1 protein-coding gene is annotated in these 865 nt (G+C 43.6%); it reads left to right on the forward strand.

The window, feature by feature from the left end:
* Window positions 1-684, forward strand: a 684-nt coding sequence (locus A9G48_RS05545) for a DUF2345 domain-containing protein (RefSeq protein ID WP_141672962.1), incomplete at its 5' end; no start/stop codon positions are given.
* Window positions 685-865 lie beyond the last annotated feature (181 nt).

Consider the following 865-nt stretch of genomic DNA (forward strand, 5'->3'; position numbering starts at 1 on the left):
AAAGCGCAAGGCAAACAGCTCGACATGCAAGCGGCTATTACCCAGCTTGAAAATGCGCTATCCATTGCCAAAGCCCTACAAAATGCGGCTACTCAGTCTGAAGCCCACGGTGCAGACACTGACAGCCAAGAACAACTTAACAAAACATTAAGCCAACTGACCCAAAGCGGCATACTTGCCTATGCCCAAGAAGGCATTGCCTTAACCAGTCCGCAAAACATTCAACTCTCCACCGGCAACAGCGTTACTTTAACCAGTGAAAACCAAACTGACATTGCCGCCTTAAAAAACCTTACCCTCTCATCGGGCGAAGCGATGGGCTTATTTGCCCACAAATCAGGCATGAAACTGTTTGCCAACCAAGGCGATATTGAAGTGCAAGCCCAAAACGCCAACCTCAACATGGCCGCCAAGCAGGATATAAAAATTGACAGTGTCGATGGTGAGCTCACTGTCACCGCAAGCGAACAGCTTACGTTAATGTGTGGCGGCTCATACATAAAAATCAGCGAAGAAGGCATTGAACTGGGCACCCAAGATAATATCTATCTGAAGTGTAATGTGATGCAGAAGATGGGCGCGGCGAGTAATGATTTATCCGCAAAGCTAAATAACAATGATTCGGAACTCGAAATGTTATTAAGAAAACATGTATCGTTCAATTCAAAAAGCTTTTCGGAATAATTTGTAAGGAAGTAACACAATGACTATAAAAAAAATAACCGACTTTAACTTTCCTGTTGGCGAAAAACAATTAAGTCAAGACGCCTATTATAAAGCCTTATCAGAAGCAAACAGCGGCTTTTATCCCTTTGGTGCCAATGGCATATGGCATGGTGGTATCCATATTGACAAAAAGGTATTG

Origin of the sequence: Gilliamella sp. wkB18 (assembly GCF_001690875.1) — a bacterium.
Classification (GTDB): Bacteria; Pseudomonadota; Gammaproteobacteria; order Enterobacterales; family Orbaceae; genus Gilliamella; species Gilliamella apicola_A.